Below are 15596 nucleotides of genomic sequence, written 5' to 3' on the forward strand. Positions count from 1 at the left end.
GGAGTTCAAATGCAGGGATGCCAGGGGCCCTCTGGAGGACCTTGGTCTGTTCGATTTCGTCTGGGTGCGGTTTGTCCTGGAGTATTACCGGAAAGACAGTCGGGAACTGGTGGAGAACATCGCCAAAATCGTCAAGCCGGGCGGCACCCTGTACCTCATCGACCTGGACCATAACTGCCTCAGTCATTACGGCCTGCCGGCAAGGCTGGAGCGGGTGATTATCGATGTCATGAAGAGCCTGGAGGAGAAGGCCAATTTCGATCCCTATGTGGGCCGCAAGCTCTACTCCTATCTTTACGACCTCGGTTTCGAGGACATCGGCGTCGATGTCTCGGCTCACCACGTGATCTATGGGGAGTTGAAGGATTCCGATGCTTTTAACTGGATGAAAAAGGTGGAGGTCGCACCGAAAAAGATCGGATACGAATTCACCGACTACGAAGGGGGCTACGATGAGTTCCTGGCGGAGTACGAAACCTTTTTTTCCGACCCGCGCCGCTTCACTTATACCCCGGTGATCGCCTGTCGGGGGCGCCGGCCCCTGGTCGAGTCCTGACCCCCCCGGCGACTACGCGGCAGCCGATTCGACCCAGGATTCGATCGATTTGATTGTTTCGGAGTGGACTTCGAGGAACTCGACCCCGAAGCCGGGGGGAAAGGAAGGGCTTTTCTGGAGGCTGGCATGGTTGACCCAGGCGATCCTGCCGAGGGCTTTCACGAAGAGGTGGGTGGAGCCGGGCAGATGGAACGACAGGTCTAGAATCGTGTCTTTCGAAAGTTCCTGGTTGCTGACCAGGTACAGGCCGTAGGTGCCGATATCGTGCGTTTGTCCGATAAAGATCTGCTCTCCCGCTCGGAAGGTTACCTCGGTCCGGTAAGGGACTCTGTTCTTGGTGTTCCTGGCGAGTTGAAGTGACTTGCCGAGGTCGTTTTTTTCGAAGTATCTGATAAAAGCGTTTACGATGTTCTCCTCGAAGTGGGTGCCTTTTTCCTCGTCGAGCAGTTTGAAGGCTACGTCAAGGGGCATGGGGTCGCGGTAGTGGCGCTTTGAGGTGATGGCTTCGAAGAAGTCGGCCACGGCGATGATCCTTGCGCCGAGGGGAATCTCCTTTCCCTTGAGGCCGAGGGGGTAGCCGCTCCCGTCCAGTTTTTCGTGGTGGGCCCCCGCGATTTCGGGAACCTGCCTGTAGTTGCCGTGGAACTCGATCCTTTCGAGGATTTCCCGCGTCTTGGAAGCGTGGGTCTTGACGATTTCGTATTCTTCGGGCGTGAGTCGCCCGTCCTTTTTCAGGATGGAGTCGGGCACCCCGATTTTTCCGTAGTCGTGGAGCAGGGCCGCCACTCGAATCATGTCCTGGAATTCCTTGGGCAGGCGCAGTTCTTGGCAGATGCCCAGGGAATATTCGGTGACTTTTTGGGAATGACCCGCCGTCAGTAAGTCCCGGGCATCGATCGTGGCCGCCAAGACCTCCAAGGTGGACCTGAACTGGGTCGTCCGCCCGCTCAGGAGGCGTGCGTTGTTCAGGCTGATGCCGATGATCGGAGCGATCCCCATGAGCAGGCTCATGTCGCTCTTTACAAGGGGTCTCTTGCTTGAGAGGTTGTCCACCGCCAGGGTGCCCATCGACTCCCCTTCGCAGATAATGGGGCAGCAGATGAAGGAGCGGGTCCCGAGCCGCCTGGCAAGGTCCAGGCTGCGCGGGGACAGATCGCTTTCGATGTCATTGATGTCGTTGACCAGGAAGGGCCTTTGCTCGCGGTAGGCGAGGACGAAGGCCCCTTTCGACTCCGGCCTGTTCAAGTGGAAGCCGATCTTGCCGACCAGGGCGATCTCTTCCTCGCGGTAGCCGAACCCCCCCCGAAACTCTAAGCGGGTCTTGTCATCGTTTGCCAGAAGGATCATCCCCCGGTCGAAGTCCAGGCGTTTTTGCAGAATCTGAATGACCGTGCTGAGAATGTCCTCAGTGTTTATCTTGCCGCTGATCGCTTGGCCGATCTCGTTGGCCATGAGGGCATTGTTGTAGTTGATGTCGGTCTGTTCCACCAGCTTGTTGGTTGAGTCGGAGAGGTTGCTGAGGCTGTTCTTCAGCTCCCTCTTTTCCCTGGAACCGGCCATAACGCTCAGCCCGAGGGCGACTGTTCCCAATAAAAAGGCCCCCATGGAATGCAGCTCGCCTTTGGGGGAGGTGAAGACGCCTGCCATGATGTAGAGAATGAAGAGGACGATCGACAGGTTGGCGGCCTTTTTCAACAGCCCGGTCATTGCCGGTTCCCAGGTGACGATGTAGCGGCAGGACGACCCTCCCTTGAAGATGCATTCGGGATGCTCGACTCGGGGCAGTCTGTTGGTGAAGATCAGGGCCGCGGCTTCGATAAAGCCGTGTCGGTTTGCGCACTGGAACGGGTTCTCTTTCGTCCCCTCATGGGGGGTCACCTTCATTTCGATCTTGTTGGCCGCTATTTTCCTCGATTCATACCGGGACGACCTGGTCAGGTTCGAGGAAAACTTCCCGATGACTTCAAAGAGCTTGGCAGCGCTGAGGGTGCCCAGGACCCAGAGCCTCATCAATCCCAAAGCGTCGGGGGAGGCGGCGTATCGCCCCGCTTCCCGGGCGATGTTGTTGTTTTGAGTGACCTCCTTGAGCCTTTGGTGAAAAAGGTTGACCTGCTCCTGGGTGAACCAGTGGCGCTGGTCCGCCACCTCGAAGGGCAAAATTCCCGCGTGGCTCAACAGATCATTGATATCGACGTGGGGGTAACTCCTCCGGATAAGGCGGAGGTAGTTGTCAATAATCCGACTGTTGTAGAGAGGCTTGCTGTTCATGAACGCCCTGCGAAGATGGGTCCAGCGGCCATAAAGATTACTTATATTCCGTACTTGGCCGTTTGGAGAAGGGTTTCCATGTGCTCCATGTACAGGTCCGTGTGCTGCAAGTTTAATACCCAGATGTTGTAGGTCTTTTCATAGGGAACGGACTGGGAGTCGGCGTAGGTCCGCGGATAGACAAGAACCGGAATCTCGTCTTGGTTGAATTTCACCGAAAGGACCGACAGCATCCAGAACAGTCTCTCTTTGGGGAAGTCCTCAGGGTCCAGAACGAACACGTGGATGCAGTTGGTCAGGTCGGACATGTTCAGGCCGATGTCGGAGAGGTTGACCATCATGATGGCTTTGAGGTCGTCGTTCTTTTTGACCGAGAAGAGCAGGTTTTCCCTTCGGAATCCGATTTTTCGGTATTCCTCGCTGAGGGTCTCCCGGCTTTCCCTGTTTGATTTCAGATCGAGAGCGCTCAGCATCAGCCCCCCCGACTCTTTTTCGTATATGCTCTCCAGCGCCCGGAGGTCGTCGGCCTGGACTCTCGCAACCTCCCACGGGCCGGTCGAATCCCATGCCTGGGGCGAGGATGCGTGAAACGGAAAATAGGCCAGGGGGTCGATGGAACATTTCTTGGGATCGGCGACCTTTTGGGTGAATCCGCCGAAGAAGCGCTTGGGAAACCGATTGTTCGGCCGGAAATAACCGGCGATGAAATCCATGTGGGCCGAGTAAAGGTTCTGCGCGTCGTTGATATAGCGGGACAACTGGCTCATGACCACCAAACCCGCCTTGTGGGGACCGGATTTGAGGGCCGCGTGGTGCTGGTTGATCCAGGTCTTTTCATAAAAGCGCAGCATGGCGAAATGGCCGTAGATCTTGCCGTTTTTCTGGTAGATGAAATGGCGGGCGATGGTGGGGTTCTGAGTGTAGAGTTTTTCGTAGGTCTGTTTGAATTCTTCTTTTTTCCCCTGAATCGAGGCATATTTTTGGGGATAAATGAATCCTGTTTCAAAGAAAAAGTTCCACAGGGCATCCTGTTCGACGGTGTTGCTGATATATGAATTGGGGTTTTGCGCCTGTTGAAGGAGGGACAGGTAGTTCAGGTGGTCGTTTATGGCTATGTCCAGAATAACCAGTCCGCATTTGCACTTGATTTCGTCGTTATCCTCAAAGGGGTTGCTGTAGACGACTTGAGCTTTGCAGGTGAATTTTGTGGTGTTGGAAAACTGTATCTTCATCTGGGGAATGATCATGCCGGGCAGGAGAATGGCGCTCTGCATGTCTTCTTCGACGGCGAAGCCTGTCCCGGACATGTCGATGATTTTCAAATCGACCAGTTTCTGGGTGATGGGATGGATGAAGTTGATATTGGGGGAGGGAACCAGTTTCTGCCTGCTGCTTCGGTATTTTCTCGCCCCGAAACGATGGACGCCCTTGGTCGCCGGCTTCATGACGTAGGTCCGGGTCTCGTCTCCGGTGGAATGACGCACGATTTCGCATTCGCCGGAATAGAGGGTTTCCGAACCACGCAAGAGGGTCAGGTTGGGCGCCGAGCCGGCACTGATCCAGTGGAAAGTTTGGGGCGGGGTGGCACGAAGTTCTACCTGAAAGGAGACCGCGCTGAAATCGACAAGGAACCCTTCGAAAGGGGCTCCGTTCTGGCTCAGGCGGGCTTGGATGCCCTGGGCCGGGTAGCGCCTGACTCTGCGGGTGCAGATTTCCTCGGAGCGCTCCGGCAGGATGAGGCGGACGCTTTTGGCATCGACGCTTTCGACCTGGGGAATTACGGGGACAAGGCTCTGGTCGTCGACAATGAGGAGCCTGGCGACCTCGAAGACTTTGAGTTTTTGCTCCAGGTCGGGTGTTCCCACCCAGAGGCATTCGACGGTGTCGCCGGAGCAGGGCTGGGGCTTGGCGTGCAGATGGTGGGTGAAATCGAATTTGGGATGTTTCAGCTCGATGAGAACGGTCTTCTCGACAAAATTGATAAAATTTAATCTATTGAGCATTTGTGTTTTGTTGATCGATTTGCTTTTTTTCTCCGTCGCTGTCGCCATCAACTCCAGGGGGACTGGATTGGCGGCTTTGGAGGAGGACTCCATGCTGCTAGTCGATTCTCCACCTGGCGGTGGAATGGATGCGGCTGATCTGTGTGGAGCACTAAAAACGAATAACGTGCCTGTCCCAATTTTTTGAAATTACCACAGGGGCGGCCTCAGGACAAGCGGCAAGATGGTGATCGTCTGCCTGGGAATTGGGACATGGGAGTGATCATCTCCATCCGGATATAAAAGGAAAAGGGCCCTCGAGTCGAGGGCCCTTTCCTATCCGAGGCGGATGTTCTTTAGAGGCTCCGGCCCCATTCGGGGTTGTTCATGGGGTCGCCTTCGTAACCGAGTTCTTTCCAGTTCATGCGTTTCGAGTCGCCATGGCAGTCGAGGCAGGAGAGGGCCTGCTCCTTGGGGGAGACCATGTGATTGATGCGCCAGTACATGATTGACGGGGCGAAGCCGTAGGAGCCGCTGTACGGAAGGCCGCTCGCCTCCATGCCGAGGCGGGCCGATTTGTCCCAGTCGAGGGTCTTCCAGTACCCTTCCTTGCCGAAGAGCTTGGGGGTGATGAAGATGTTGTTCTTGGTGTCGTAGATCTGTTTGCCGGAGTGTGTTTTGAACGGGTAGATCTTGGCGGCCTTGTCCTGCTTGTCGCCGTTGGGATAGGCGAGGGGGGTCACCTTGGAGGGGTCCATCGTGTCCCCGGTCAGGTAAGCACCGGCCGTGCCGTTGTACCACCGGTAGGTCGGAACGACCTTCTTGCCCCAGGAAAAGTCCCCTTTTTTCTTGCTATAGGTCGCCTTGCCGAGTTTGTCGATGGGGGTCGGGTCGATGTCTCTGCCGGCGGTGGACCAGTCCCAGGAGAGCTTGGTGGGGATCTCTTTGGCGAAGTGGGGGATGTGGCAGCTTTGGCAGGCCAGCGAACCGGCATGGGTGTTGAGCCGCGACTCCTTGTGCGGGTCCGCGCCGTGGCACTTGTCGCAGCCAATGTGGTCCGTCCCGCCGGGGCTGACGACCATGGCCCGTCCCATGATCTTGTGGCTGGAGGTTTCGTGGCAGTTCTGGCACTGAAAGTCGTTGCCGTCGGGAGACATGTGGACGTCGACCGATCGTTCCGGGTACTCCATGGAGGAGTCGAGGTCGCCGTGTTTGACTGCGTCGCCGCCGCCGCCGAAGAAGTGGCAGGCACCGCAGTTGGCCCGGGTCGGGTTGCCGACGTTCTGGGCCACCCGCAGCAGGTCGATCCCTTTGGCGGGAGCGCCGGCGCCGGTCGGCTCTTTTTTATAGGTGCCGGTGGTGTCGTGGCAGACGAGGCAGTCGACGGCCGTTTTGTCCGTGAAGTCGAAGCCGGCGTCCTTCCAGCCGTAGCCGATGTGGCAGCTGGTGCAGCGGGGTTCGTTTGCGGCGGTGGAGACGCAGAAGTTGTTGATGGTGTTCTTCTTCCCCCGGTCAACGGATTTGCCCCGGATTCCCTGGAGGGCAGACCATGTCCAGTGGGAGGTTCCCATGACCTCGGCGGCCGCGTCGTCGTGGCAGCGGAGGCATTGCTTGGTCGCCGCAGGGCCACTGTCGATCGGGCCTTTGATCAGGGCGGCGTGGTTCGTGGAGGCCACGGCGGGGGAGATGCTTAACAGGAGGCCGCCAAGGGCGACCAGGAGGGTGGAAATGGGTTTCGTCATCGATTTTGCCTCCTGAACTGAGGTGGAAGGGTCAAATTGAAACTTACCAACCTTGAAGGGAATGTCAATTGCCCCCCGGGCTCTTTTGCCGGAGAATGTAGCAGCGTGATAGGTCTCTGTCAAAAGGGGGATGGCGACCCTTTCATGAGAGTGTCTGAGCGATAGGCAAAAAAAATGGGCACCCGCAGAGCGGGTGCCCCAAATCCCGTTGAGGTACGGGAGGGAGGTCTTAGTTCTTGGCAGGGGAACGGTCGTCCATGGGGTCGGCCTTGTATCCCAGGGCTTTCCAGTCGAGGCGGCCGTTGTCGCCGTGGCAGTCGAGGCAGCCGAGGGCCTGCTCCTCGGGAGCGACCATGTGGTTCAGGCGCCAGTACATCTCGGTCGCCGCGAAGCCGTAGGAGCCGCTGTAGCTGATCCCCTTCTCCTTCATGATCGGGTTGGACTCCATGCCGAGCTTGGCGGCCTGGTCCCAGTCGAAGGTCTTCCAGTAGCCGCCCTTGCCGAAGACCTTGGCGGTGATGAAGACGTTGTTCTTGCTGTCGTAGATCTGCTTGCCGCGGTGGACCTTGAAGGGGTAGATCTTGGCGTTCTTCTCGCCTTTGCTTCCGAGGGGGTAGCTGAGCTTGGTGACCTGGTCGGGGTCCATCTTGTCGCCGGGGAGGTAGGCGCCGGCGGAGCCGTTGTACCAGGCGTACTCGGGGGTGACGTTCTTGCCCCACTTGAAGTGCCCCTTCTTCTTCATGTAGGTGTGCTTGCCGTATTCGTCTTTGTGCTCGCCCTCGAGGTTCTGGCCTGCGGTGGACCAATCCCACTCGAGCTTGGTGGGGATTTCCTTGGCGTAGGCCGGGATATGGCAGGTCTGGCAGGCCACGGCCGCGGCGTGTGTGTTCAGGCGGGATTGCTTGTGAGGCGAGGCGTCGTGGCATTTCTCGCAGCCGAAGTGGTTCTCGCCTCCGGGGGAGACGCCGAGGGAGTTGCCCGGGATGAGGTGGTTCTCAGGTTCATGGCAGGCCTGGCACTGGAAGTCGTTCCCTTCGGCGTCCATGTGAACGTCGACGGTACGGTCCGGGTAGGCCATGGAGGAGTCGAGGTCGCCGTGCTTGACGGCATCGCCGCCGCCGCCGAAGAAGTGGCAGGCGCCGCAGTTGTCGCGGACCGGTTTGCCGACGTTCTGGGCCACGCGCAGCAGGTCGACGCTCTTGGCGGGATTGCCCGCGCCGGTCGGTTCCTTGACATAGGTGCCGGTGGTGTCGTGGCAAACGAGGCAGTCGACCTTGGTCTTGTCATTGAAGTCGAAGTCGTTGTCGGTCCAGCCGTACCCGGCATGGCAGCTCGTGCAGCGCGGCCAGTTGCCGGTGACGGAGATGCAGAAGTTGTTGATGGCGTTCTTCTTGCCGCGCGCCACGGTCTTGCCGTCGACTTTCTGCTCCAGGGCCCAGGTCCAGTGGGACGTCTTCATGACGTCCGTGGCGGCGTCTTCGTGGCACTCGAGGCACTGCTTGGTCACTTCGGGGCCGGTGGTGAAGGGACCCTCGACGAAGCCGGTGTGGTCGGTTTCGGCGGCCAGGCCGGGCAGGGCCGGCAGGCAGATAAAGGCAGCCACCAGGGTGGCGAGAAGCCATTTGCGGGAGTGGATCGACATGTTTTTCAACCTCCGTCTCGTGGTGTTGGGATAGTCTCGCCCGGCGGGCGGGGTGTTGCGAAATGGGTTGGATAAAGACAACAATGTAATGCCAAGATCTGAATATGCAATTTTTACCATGTTTGTGCGTTCCAAGTCAATACTGATCTTTATCGGCGGCAGGGCCCCATTTCTTGCGGCTTTTTCTCCCAAGGGTATACTTTGGTCAGTTTTGTTCGCCGGATATTTTCCGCCAAAGGAGCAGATACCTCAATGAACTGCGCGAAACTTCTGGTCAGGTGCCTGGAAAAGGAAGGGGTCAGGTTCGTCTTCGGCGTTCCCGGGGAGGAGAACCTGGCGCTGATGGAGGCGCTGCGCGACTCGGCCATCCGCTTCGTGACGACCCGCCACGAACAGGGGGCCGCCTTTATGGCCGATGTCCACGGCCGGCTGACCGGCCGGCCGGGAGTGTGCCTTTCCACTCTTGGGCCGGGGGCCACCAACCTGATGACCGCGGTGGCTGACGCCAATATGGATCATGCTCCCCTGGTCGCGATTACCGGTCAGGCTTCCCTGGACCGCATGCACAAGGAATCCCACCAGTACCTCGACCTGGTCTCCCTGTTCCGTCCCGTGACCAAGTGGAACGCTCTGGTTCAAGCCCCGGCCACCATCCCTGAGATCGTGCGCAAGGCTTTCAAGGTGGCCTCCTCGGAAAAACCGGGAGCGGTTCACATCGACCTCCCCGAGGATGTAGCCGAGCGCTCGGTCGAGGGGCTTGACCCCCTTGAGCCTTCTCTCGTCCCCCCGACCAAGCCCCATCCCGAGGTCTTGCAGGTCGCCGCCGACCTGATTCGCAAGGCCCGCCGGCCGATCATCCTGTCCGGCAATGGGGTGATCCGCAGCGGCGCCTGCCAGGAACTGCGCGATTTCTGTTCCGCCACCGGCATCGGCGTTGCCCACACCTTTATGGGGAAAGGGTGCGTGCCCCACGATCAGGCCGAGTCGCTTATGGCCGTTGGCCTGCAGTCCCGGGACTATGTTTCCTGCGGTTTCGACGCCGCCGACCTTGTGCTGGCGATCGGCTACGACATCGTCGAGTACCATCCCCGCCTGTGGAACCCGGAGGGCACCCGGCGCATTGTCCATATCGATCGAACTGCGGCGGAGATCGATCGTTTCTACAATACCCGATGCGAGGTCATTGGTGATATCGGAGAGACGCTCTGCGCCCTGACCGATTGCCTGGGTGCCCGGAAATGGCCGGTCCCGGCCAACGAGGGGCTGCGCAGGGCCTTAATGGGGGAGCTTGAGGCGGCGGGGCGGGACGACGGTTTTCCGGTCAAGCCGCAGCGAATAGTCGCCGAATTGCGCCGCGCCCTGGCCGGGGAGGATATCGTGATCTCCGATGTCGGCGCGCACAAGATGTGGCTGGCGCGGATGTACGCCTGCCACCAGCCGAACACCTGCATCATCAGCAACGGATTCGCCTCGATGGGGATCGCACTGCCGGGGGCCATCGCCGCCAAACTCGTTTTTCCGGAGCACAAGGTTGTAGCCGCGACCGGCGACGGAGGGTTTTTGATGAACTGCCAGGAACTGGAAACCGCGGTGCGCGAGAGATTGCCCCTGGTCATCCTGATCTTCAACGACAACGCCTACGGCCTGATCGAGTGGAAACAGCGGATCCGATACGGCCGCCAGACCGGCGTGAAAGTCGGAAACCCGGACTTTGTGCGCTTCGCCGAAAGCTTCGGCGCCCTCGGCCTGCGGGTGGAGCGGGCCTCGGACCTGGGGCCGATGCTCCGCCGAGCCCTCGGGCATGATGGCCCGGTGGTCATCGATTGTCCGGTGGACTATGAAGAAAACTTGAAATTGACCGAAAGATTAGGCAAACTGGTCTGCCAAATCTGAACACCGCAGAGATTGTTCGTGATGCAAAACCGCCGGGTTTGCCCGGTCTTTTTTTCGTATCGTTTGGAGGCTTTGAGGCGCGGTTGCGCCAAGGGAGGAGGAGGCTATGGCACTGGAGTCGATAAACCCCGCAACCGGGGAACTGATTGAAACCTTCACGGAGTGGTCCGACGAGCAGGTCGCATCGGTGATCGAAGAGGTCGACAAGGCCTGGATGGACTGGGCGCATACCACCTTCGAGCAGCGGGCGACCCTGATGAAGAGGGCCGCCCAGGTCCTGCGCGATAATATCGACGAGTATGCGCGGACCATGGCTGTGGAGATGGGGAAACCGATTTCAGAGGGGCGCGGCGAGATCAACAAGTGCGCCCTCTGCTGCGATTTCTACGCGGACCACGCCGAAGGGTTTCTGGCCGATGAGCCGATCGAGAGCGACGGTTCCAAATCGTACGTGGGCCACCGCCCGATCGGGACCGTTCTGGCGGTTATGCCCTGGAACTTTCCCTTCTGGCAGGTTTTTCGCTTCGCCGCCCCGGCCCTGATGGCCGGCAACACCGGGGTGCTGAAGCATTCATCCAACGTACCGCGTTGCGCGCTGCAGATCGAGGAGGTCTTTGTCAAGGCGGGCTTCCCGGCGAACGTCTTCCGCACCCTGATGATCGGCTCGCGAAAAGTCGACGCGGTCATCGAGAACCCGAAGGTGAAGGCGGTGACCCTCACCGGCAGCGACATCGCCGGGCGCAAGGTGGCGGCCAAGGCCGGGGAGATGCTGAAGAAGACCGTCCTCGAGCTCGGTGGCAGCGACCCCTTCGTCGTTCTCGCCGACGCCGATCTGGACGCGGCCGCCGCCGCCGCGGCCAAGTCGCGCTGCATCAATTCCGGACAGAGTTGCATCGCCGCCAAGCGCTTTATCGTCGTTGAGGAGGTTTACGAGGCGTTTCTGGAGAAATTCACCGCCAGCATGAAAGCCCTGGTGATCGGCGACCCGCTCGATGAATCGAGCCAGGTCGGGGCCCAGGCGCGCCACGATCTGATGCTGGAACTGCACGACCAGGTCAAGGCCTCGGTGGCCGCAGGGGCCAAAGTCGTCCTCGGCGGGGCGCCGCTTGAGCGCGCCGGCTGCTTTTACCCGCCGACCATCCTCACCGAGGTTGTGCCGGGCGTGCCGGCCTATACCGAGGAACTCTTCGGGCCCGTCGCCTCGGTCATTCGGGCGGAAAACGATGCCGATGCCCTGCATATCGCCAACGACACCCCGTTCGGTCTCGGAGCGTGCGTCTGGACCGCGGACCTGGAGAAGGGCGAGGCGTTCGCGGCCCACCTCGAAGCCGGGGCAGCGTTCGTCAACGGTATGGTCAAGAGCGACCCTCGCCTGCCCTTCGGCGGAGTCAAGATCTCCGGGTTCGGCCGCGAACTCTCCTATCACGGCATCAAGGAATTCGTCAATATCCAGACGGTGTGGGTGAAGTAAGGCCCCCCAGAGACATCCCGGCCGATGCCCTGTCCTGATCATGACGGGGTACGAAGCCGCATGACGACTGTTGCCGACGGCCGTCCCGAGAGGGGCGGCCGTTGCTTTTTATGGGTGGCCGGGGTTTTCCCCCTGATCGTTTTGCAGTACCCTATATATACACGCAACCATTTAATTTTGAGAGGCGGCGGTCGAGTTGGCAATGTTTCGGAAAAAATGGTTCGCCCTTTTCCTTGTCCTGTGCGCCTGTTCTCTTCCGGGCTCCTCGGCCGAAGCCGTATCGCTGAGTCAGGAGACGGCCGGGGATCTCCGGTTTCTTCTGAAAGAGCCGTCGCCGCTTCTGGCGTGGGGATGGGACGGCCTCCATCATGGCGAAATCCTGACGTCTTTCTACGCGGAGCGAGACTATCGGCCGGCGTGGGTCGGCGACCTCGGCCTGGGACGCAAGGGCGCTGAGCTTCTCTCGGTGCTGAGGGACGCCGGGCGCGAGGGCCTGTGTCCCGAAGATTATCACCTCGGGGAGATAGAGCCCCTGGCGACCCTGGAGGCTGACTCGCGGCGCTACGGAGTTCTTTTCGACTCGTCCTACGTGGCCAGGCTCGACCTGCTCCTTACCGACGCTTTTCTCCTCTATGCCCACCACCTTCGGCATGGACGGGTCGATCCCTGCGCCCTTCACCTCGGGCTGTGCGCCTTGACCGAGGGCGGCGACGTTACCCGGCTGCTGAAGCAGGTTCTGGACGGAGAGGGCGTTGCCGGGGCTCTCGATTCGCTTCTCCCCCACCACGAAAGCTACGACCGGTTACGTCAGGCACTGGAAACTCTGCGGCGCCTCTCGGCTCTTGGGGGATGGCCGGCGGTTCCTGCAGGGCCGACCTTGCGGCCGGGGGATGTGGACAGGCGGGTCGACCTGCTTCGGGAGCGGCTAGAAATATCCGGCGACTACTCCGGAGCGGGGGATGAGCCAGGGGGGGGCGGGGAGTTCAACGCTGGCCTGGAGGACGCCCTGAAGCGGTTTCAGCGCAGGCACGGGCTGGTCGCTGACGGAGTCGTGGGGCCCAAGACCCTCGCCGAACTGAATACCCCGGTCGAGGCCCGCATCCGGCAGGTCGAGCTTAACCTGGAGCGCTGGCGATGGCTGCCGAGGGATCTGGGCCGGCGGCACCTGCAGGTCAATATCGCGGATTTCTCCCTCGAGGTGGTGGAGGGCGGCCGGGCGGTGATGTCCATGCCGGTCATTGTCGGGACGGGCTACCGCAAGACCCCGATTTTCTCGGCCCGCATGAAGTACCTGGTGTTCTCCCCCTACTGGAATGTCCCGCCGACGATCCTGCGGGAGGACAAGCTTCCCAGGATCAAGGACGATCCCGGCTATCTAGAGAGAAAGAATTTCGAAATTGTGCGCGGCCGCGGCGAAGGAAAGGAAATCCTCGACCTCTCCGGGATTTCCTGGGACCAGGTCACCGCAGACCGGTTCCCGGGGGTCCTGCGTCAACGACCCGGACCATGGAACCCCTTGGGACAGGTCAAGTTCCTTTTTCCCAACTCTTTCGATGTTTACCTCCACGATACAAACGACAAGCATCTGTTCGGGCACCACGTCCGCTCCTTCAGCTCCGGCTGTATCCGGGTGGAGAGGCCCCAGGACCTGGCCGCTTTTGTCCTGGAAGAGGAAGAGGACTGGGATTGCGACCGGATTTTGGACGCCACCGAATTCGAGTCACCCTTGTGGGTGAGGCTGTCCAATCCTCTACCCGTGCACATCCTTTACAGGACTGCCTGGGTGGACGCTGCGGGGGCGATGCAGTTCCGCAGGGATATTTATCAGCGGGACGTGGACCTTGAACTGGCCCTAGGAAACAAGGGGAAACCCGGAGAGGCCGAGCAGGGATACGTGATTCAGGACCGTCCTGCCCTCTCTGGGGACTAGCGCCCTCGGCGGCAGGGAGGGGGGACCCGTCTCTCGGCCATCGTGGCCCCTTGCCAAGGGCATGCGCTGGCGCATTGAGGCGCAACGCAGAGAGGGCCTGGAGGGATGGCTTGAACCGACTCCAGGGAACTCTAAAAAAGGTCTGCGAGCCAGTGGAAGGCGATGAGGGTTCCGGCGGCGGAGCCCAGGGAGGAGAAGAGGAACACCAGCAAAACCCGGGTCATGCGGTTGTTCCACCAGCCGCGCACGGTGGTCAGGTCTTCGCCGACCCGTTCCATGTCACAGACGGTTGGTGCGGCCACGAAAGCCTGGACCAGGCCCGTGACCATGCCGGCACCGACCGTGGGGTTGAGCGAGGTGATGGGAGCGGCCACGAAGGCTGCAACCACGGTCAGGGGGTGCCCGAGGGCGAAAAGGGTGCCGAGGGCGGCCAGCAGACCGTTGGCCAGGATCCAGGCCAGTGCCGTGTCCGCCAGCTGCTGGCGGTCGCCGAAAAAGAAGCCGGTAGCGAAAAGGGCCGCCACGACGGCCGGGACGATCCAGGGAAGGGCCTTGGAGAGGCTGGCCTTTGGAGGGATGACGGAGATCTCCCCGATGGTTTGCTCGGAGACTCCGGTGGAGATGTGATTTACAATTCCGGGCAGGTGTGCTGCGCCGACCACCGCCACGATCTTCTTCCCGGGGGCGTTGCGGATGTGGTGGGCCATGTACTGGTCGCGTTCGTCCACGAGGATCGTCTTGACCGAGGGGAGCATGTCTCCCATCTCCTCAAGCATGGCCGAAAGGGTGTCGGTCTGGCGCAGACGGGCCAGTTCCTCTTCATCGAGTTTCTGGTTTTCGAACAGGCCGGCCACAAGGGTCGCGAGGAGGTGCATCTTCCGCCACAGTCCGGTCATGCGCCAGGCCCGCAGCAGGGTCGTGCGGATCTCCCGGTCAACAAGCTCAACGGCCATGCCACGGTCCTTGGCAAGGGCGGCCGCTTCCGCCAGTTCGCTCCCCGGCTTTACGCCGGTCTGCAGTCCCATGCGTTTCTGGAAGGCCGCCAGGGCCAGGTTGGCCATCAGGAAGGGGGCCTGCCCCTTGCGGATGACCTGGATGAGGTTGAGGGATTCCCAGTGCTTCTGATCCTGAAGGGCCCGGTGCCTTTGCGCGTCGAGTTCTATGCAGACCGTGTCCGGCATCTCCGCTTCGATGACCCTTCGCACGGTGTCAACCGAGTCCTGGGAGATGTGGGCGGTGCCCACCAGGGTGATGTCCTTGCCTTCCAGCGTCAGGCGCCGGATATCCGAAGGGGTATGATCGTTCATTGTGACCTTTCGTCCTGCACTGAATTCAACTTTGCATCTTAGCATATCTTTGCTGTTTTGACGTAGGGGTTTGTTTTCTTGGCCGGACAGGAAGTTTTTCGGTCCCTGAAATCCCGCCTTGCCCAGTGGGGCACAGCCTTCGGTTAGGTGATATACTTTAGAAAAAAGGACGGGAGGACGTGACCATGAAACACAAGGACTACAACGATGCCTGCGAACGAACCGAACACAAAGACATGCCCGCCTTCCTGCGCAACATGAGGACCGGCGAGGTGGGGAAGGTGATCCAGTGTACCGGGTTCGATACCCCGGATGCCTTTTTGGTTCAGGTCGGCGAAGATGTGACCAGTTGGCCGCCCGCCGAAGTGGAAGAGGTCGAGGGAGAGGCCTGAAGAGACAGGGGTCGTAAAAAGGAACGCCGCGGCGACAAAAAAGGAATGCCTCTCTTTCGCCTGCCATGACAGGGAGAGGGAGGGTCGCTTTTGTGATTCATTACTCAACAGAAGGAAGCGGAAAAGGCGGTTACAGAAGCCGTAGATGGGAGTCGGGAACAGAAAAGGCGCCGCAGAGTCGGCGCCTTTTTTTTGAATGGCTCTCCACGCCTGCCGTGGGTTTTCCGGCCTCAAAGCGAGTACCAGAATAGGGGGGATAGCTTGTGGGCGTATCAGGCGTCCCACTACGTGGTGGGCTGGCTCACAACGCCCCTGGAAGCGATCCCGAAATAACATTATTCCGCTTGGGCGTTCTAACCTCACTTGCAGGGCAGAGAGCTTTCTCTTAGTGGTGAGTATAGGGGAAAGAGTGG

Annotated in this window: 10 protein-coding genes and 1 other RNA gene; 5 read left to right on the plus strand and 6 right to left on the minus strand. The window is 60.0% G+C overall.

Annotated features, from left to right (window positions below):
* Window positions 1-556: methyltransferase domain-containing protein (locus tag C0617_RS02965; RefSeq protein ID WP_291315534.1), on the plus strand; the 556-nt coding region annotated here is incomplete at its 5' end.
* Between the two features lie 12 nt (window positions 557-568).
* Here C0617_RS02965 and C0617_RS02970 read toward each other — a convergent pair.
* From C0617_RS02970 to C0617_RS02985, 4 genes are all read right to left on the minus strand, one after another.
* Complete coding sequence (locus tag C0617_RS02970; RefSeq protein ID WP_291315535.1) at window positions 569-2824, minus strand: HD domain-containing phosphohydrolase; 2256 nt, start codon at window positions 2822-2824, stop codon at window positions 569-571.
* 41 nt (window positions 2825-2865) lie between these two features.
* A complete protein-coding gene (locus C0617_RS02975; protein ID WP_291315536.1) occupies window positions 2866-4827 on the minus strand; it encodes a pilus assembly protein PilZ in 1962 nt (653 codons plus the stop codon).
* A 335-nt stretch (window positions 4828-5162) separates the two neighbouring features.
* A complete protein-coding gene (locus C0617_RS02980; RefSeq protein WP_291315537.1) occupies window positions 5163-6548 on the minus strand; it encodes a tetrathionate reductase family octaheme c-type cytochrome in 1386 nt (461 codons plus the stop codon).
* A gap of 229 nt (window positions 6549-6777) precedes the next feature.
* Window positions 6778-8190 (minus strand): tetrathionate reductase family octaheme c-type cytochrome, encoded by a 1413-nt coding sequence (locus tag C0617_RS02985; protein ID WP_291315538.1) that lies wholly within the window; start codon window positions 8188-8190, stop codon window positions 6778-6780.
* Between the two features lie 252 nt (window positions 8191-8442).
* On the opposite strand from C0617_RS02985, the gene C0617_RS02990 reads away from it, so the two are divergent.
* The 3 genes from C0617_RS02990 (at window position 8443) to C0617_RS03000 (ending at window position 13484) form a co-directional block, all read left to right on the plus strand.
* Window positions 8443-10083 carry an acetolactate synthase large subunit gene (locus C0617_RS02990; protein ID WP_291315539.1) on the plus strand — a complete coding sequence of 547 codons (1641 nt, stop codon included), beginning with the start codon at window positions 8443-8445 and terminating at the stop codon, window positions 10081-10083.
* 106 nt (window positions 10084-10189) lie between these two features.
* Window positions 10190-11554, plus strand: a complete 1365-nt coding sequence (locus tag C0617_RS02995; RefSeq protein ID WP_291315540.1) for an NAD-dependent succinate-semialdehyde dehydrogenase — start codon at window positions 10190-10192, stop codon at window positions 11552-11554.
* A 202-nt stretch (window positions 11555-11756) separates the two neighbouring features.
* Window positions 11757-13484: a L,D-transpeptidase family protein gene (locus tag C0617_RS03000; protein ID WP_291315541.1), complete on the plus strand. Its 1728-nt coding sequence runs from the start codon at window positions 11757-11759 to the stop codon at window positions 13482-13484.
* A 131-nt stretch (window positions 13485-13615) separates the two neighbouring features.
* Here C0617_RS03000 and C0617_RS03005 read toward each other — a convergent pair whose 3' ends face one another.
* Window positions 13616-14791, minus strand: a complete 1176-nt coding sequence (locus C0617_RS03005) for a TraB/GumN family protein (RefSeq protein WP_291315542.1) — start codon at window positions 14789-14791, stop codon at window positions 13616-13618.
* Window positions 14792-14976: 185 nt separating this feature from the next.
* On the opposite strand from C0617_RS03005, the gene C0617_RS03010 reads away from it, so the two are divergent.
* Entirely contained in the window at window positions 14977-15183 is a 207-nt protein-coding gene (locus C0617_RS03010) for a hypothetical protein (protein WP_291315543.1), read from the plus strand.
* Between the two features lie 197 nt (window positions 15184-15380).
* Here C0617_RS03010 and ssrS read toward each other — a convergent pair.
* A non-coding RNA gene (gene ssrS / locus C0617_RS03015) (6S RNA) lies at window positions 15381-15563 on the minus strand.
* Between the last annotated feature and the right edge of the window lie 33 nt (window positions 15564-15596).

Source organism: Desulfuromonas sp., assembly GCF_002868845.1.
GTDB lineage: Bacteria > Desulfobacterota > Desulfuromonadia > Desulfuromonadales > BM501 > BM501.

Bases quoted from the DNA above. Each gene is read 5' to 3' on its own strand.
- C0617_RS02995 (WP_291315540.1), top strand. From the start codon at position 10,190: ATGGCACTGGAGTCGATAAACCCCGCAACCGGGGAACTGATTGAAACC.
- C0617_RS02975 (WP_291315536.1), bottom strand. From the start codon at position 4,827: ATGCTCAATAGATTAAATTTTATCAATTTTGTCGAGAAGACCGTTCTC.
- C0617_RS02985 (WP_291315538.1), bottom strand. From the start codon at position 8,190: ATGTCGATCCACTCCCGCAAATGGCTTCTCGCCACCCTGGTGGCTGCC.
- C0617_RS02990 (WP_291315539.1), top strand. From the start codon at position 8,443: ATGAACTGCGCGAAACTTCTGGTCAGGTGCCTGGAAAAGGAAGGGGTC.
- C0617_RS03005 (WP_291315542.1), bottom strand. From the start codon at position 14,791: ATGAACGATCATACCCCTTCGGATATCCGGCGCCTGACGCTGGAAGGC.
- C0617_RS02970 (WP_291315535.1), bottom strand. From the start codon at position 2,824: ATGAACAGCAAGCCTCTCTACAACAGTCGGATTATTGACAACTACCTC.
- C0617_RS03010 (WP_291315543.1), top strand. From the start codon at position 14,977: ATGAAACACAAGGACTACAACGATGCCTGCGAACGAACCGAACACAAA.
- C0617_RS02980 (WP_291315537.1), bottom strand. From the start codon at position 6,548: ATGACGAAACCCATTTCCACCCTCCTGGTCGCCCTTGGCGGCCTCCTG.
- C0617_RS03000 (WP_291315541.1), top strand. From the start codon at position 11,757: ATGTTTCGGAAAAAATGGTTCGCCCTTTTCCTTGTCCTGTGCGCCTGT.